Here is a 2,413-nt window from a genome sequence, read left to right on the forward strand (position 1 = left end):
TGTAAGCCCGAACTATAAAAATATGCGCACCTTTACGGTACGCATCGCAAATGGCCGTATATCATGATTTTCTCAAATCAAATATACGGCTATTTCAATTACTTACTACATTCTGCCTGAATCATTTTTGACCATGGCATGTATTGATTTAAAATTTTAGGGTTTTGATGGATGGCGAGATTCGGTAAATCCGTCAAAATCTTCTTTAAGTATTCGTAGAAATCAATGCCATTAGCTTTGGCTGTTTCTGCGATACTCAAACAAATAGCATTTGCCTTTGCACCAGCTTCGCTGACAGAGAATAGCCAGTTTTTTCTACCCAAAACATTAGGACGGATGGCATTTTCGGCTGGATTATTATCGATTTCAATGCGACCATCATATAAAAATTCCTTTAATCCATCAGCTCTATTCAGTGTGTATTCTGCTGCCTTCGCAAGCGCATTTTTTCCAAAGAATGGTGATGTTTCAACCCAGTTAAGGAATTCCTCCACAATTGGTTTCGAGTACTTTTGCCGTTTTTTTCTGCGTTTGCTTGGAGGCAAGTGCTTAAATTTCCTTTCGAGTCGATATAAATCATCACAATATTTTACACCTATTCGACCATTGTTGCTTTCCACTTTAAGCCAATAACGGCGAACGTGAGCCCAGCAATTTGCGAATGTGACTCCATCAATTTTGTCATATGCAGAATAACCATCACAGACAATGGTTCCCGAATAATCTTCAATGAAACTTTCAAGAACTGAACGAGCGCGTGATAGTGAACTTTGAAACAGAACAATCGGTGGTCCTTGACTTGGAACACTTCGATATACCCAATTATAGGCGTTGGATTGACCAGATTTTCCATCAGATCGATTAATAATTTGTGAATAAGTTTCATCGATATGCAAGATGGATTTAGCCATCATTATCACTTTCATTAGTTCATAAATAGGCAATAGCCAATCGTGTGCTACTCGAATGACCCAATTAGAAAGATTTTTATCATTCGTATTTAGCCCATAACGTTCCCATTCATTTACCTGACGGTAAAGGGGCAAGTACTGTGAAAACTTATCATAGATTACTTTGGCAAGTACGCTCGGACTAGCGATACTTCGTTGAATGGCTGGTTGAGGTACTTTCCCACGTTTAATTTGTGCTGGAAGAGATGAATCTGCTTTACAGTTTTTACATTCATATGCATGTTCAATATGCTGCACCTTCATCATCTTTGCAGGAATAAATTTGGCCTCTTCACGGACAAGCGTACCACCGATTTCAGACATTTGATGTTGGCAACAGTCACAAATTGTACTTTCTGGGTGATGATGAACCTCCTCTACTTCCACATCATCACGCAATGAATCATTTCTTTTTTTCTTATGAACTTTTCGTACAACAGTATAAGAGATCAACTGTTGGCTTTGTTCTTCTGTGTGCTCAGAATCATTAAAAGACGGGTCATCCTCAAATAAGGATACCTGCCCATCGGGAGCATTGTATTTTGATTTTTCTGTTTTAGAACCAAATAGAAGTTTTGTTAATTGGTGAAGTTGTTCGGTTAATGCCTCGTTCTGTTTAATAGTTTTATTGAGCTTCTCCGAGAGATTTTTGTTTTGTTGATTGGAGTTAGCCAATTGTTCTTCGAGAAGTCGAATTAATTTCTCGTATTGATTCTCAGAAACATTAACCATTTATTTTCACCACTTTTCGTTCGTATAAGTTAGTTATATTATACCATTTGGAACGTGAAGAATGAAGATAAAGATGGCTACAAATCAACGTTTTAATAGATTTAGAATACTCCTTTTGGTGATGCCTGAATTGCTTTTGGCTGCTGAATGGATAACCCTTCAAGGAGCCAACGAAGCTCCTTTTGCGAAAGATTGCGTACCTCATTTTCATTTTTCGGCCATTGAAGTTTACCGTTATCCAAACGCTTATAAAGCATGGCGAAGCCATCACCATCAAAATACAAACATTTATAGCGGTCTTTACTCCATCCAGAAAATAAAAAGATGGAATCGCCATATGGATCTAATTCGAAAGAATCTTGAATCAGTGAGGCAAGACCATCAATTCCTTTTCGCATATCGGTTTTTCCACAAATGATATAGATATTTTTCACACTTGTATAATCGTGCTTCAATGATGTTTCAACTCCCTCATAATGGTTTGGATAACGTACTCATCTACGCCACTATAGAAGGAGATTTCAGCGTTTGCCGTTTTGATCGTGCAAATGCTAGTTGTGGACTCTTCTGATAAAGTGGATGGTAAAGATTGTTTATTTTCGGTATGTAATGTAACGGGGACGATTGTTAATTTTTGTTGCGGCATAGAAAAAGCACCTCCTTTGATTGATATATGTATCATAACAAGAGGTGCTACGTGTTTAGTATGCGTTGTTTGAATGGGGGCTTAC

The 2,413-nt window shown here is 37.8% G+C and carries 3 protein-coding genes; all 3 read right to left on the minus strand.

The genetic code is table 11. The annotated features are described in order from the left end of the window. Positions 1–98: 98 nt before the first annotated feature. The 3 genes from tnpC to FG390_RS15605 all read right to left on the minus strand — a co-directional run bounded on the left by tnpC (position 99) and on the right by FG390_RS15605 (position 2,328). Positions 99–1,682 carry an IS66 family transposase gene (gene tnpC / locus FG390_RS15595; protein ID WP_141191933.1) on the minus strand — a complete coding sequence of 528 codons (1,584 nt, stop codon included), beginning with the start codon at positions 1,680–1,682 and terminating at the stop codon, positions 99–101. 101 nt (positions 1,683–1,783) lie between these two features. Beyond that, entirely contained in the window at positions 1,784–2,137 is a 354-nt protein-coding gene (tnpB, locus tag FG390_RS15600) for an IS66 family insertion sequence element accessory protein TnpB (protein ID WP_219995072.1), read from the minus strand. Next, a complete protein-coding gene (locus FG390_RS15605; protein ID WP_141191934.1) occupies positions 2,134–2,328 on the minus strand; it encodes a hypothetical protein in 195 nt (64 codons plus the stop codon). Before FG390_RS15605 ends, tnpB begins: the two co-directional genes overlap by 4 nt. Positions 2,329–2,413 lie beyond the last annotated feature (85 nt).

Source organism: Terrilactibacillus laevilacticus (assembly GCF_006517395.1).
GTDB classification, from domain to species: domain Bacteria; phylum Bacillota; class Bacilli; order Bacillales; family Sporolactobacillaceae; genus Terrilactibacillus; species Terrilactibacillus laevilacticus.